Below are 408 nucleotides of genomic sequence, written 5' to 3' on the forward strand. Positions count from 1 at the left end.
CGAGCAGTTCTAGTAAGATTTGTAATATGAATACCTTTACGCTTTGCAGAGATATAAGGGGCCATTCTAGGATTCCACTTCCTAGTACCATGACCAAAATGAACTCCCGCTTCCATCATCTCTTCCAAATTGATGTTCCAATATCTTCTTGTCATTTCTCCCCACACTTCCTCTTTTTTTTTAAGAGACGAGGTACCCTGAAATAAATAATTGTTCCGATGGAACCTTCTCTTCTACCGGAGATTGGCCGTTGATACACGATCCAAGCCATTAATTCCTTTCTATTCGTTATTATCTTTATTACCAAATCAAAATGCCCACAGATAGTTTAAATAAAACAAAAGGATGAATCTGCTCTTAGTAATCATTAAATCCCATATTGTTCTGATGTATCATGGAAATTCTTTG

General features: G+C 36.5%; 1 protein-coding gene. It reads right to left on the reverse strand.

The annotated features are described in order from the left end of the window. Positions 1–155, reverse strand: a 155-nt coding sequence (locus DLK05_RS19245) for a ribosomal protein S2 (protein WP_148114138.1), incomplete at its 3' end; no start/stop codon positions are given. Between the last annotated feature and the right edge of the window lie 253 nt (positions 156–408).

Origin of the sequence: Ancylomarina longa (genome assembly GCF_003996985.1) — a bacterium.
GTDB lineage: Bacteria > Bacteroidota > Bacteroidia > Bacteroidales > Marinifilaceae > Ancylomarina_A > Ancylomarina_A longa.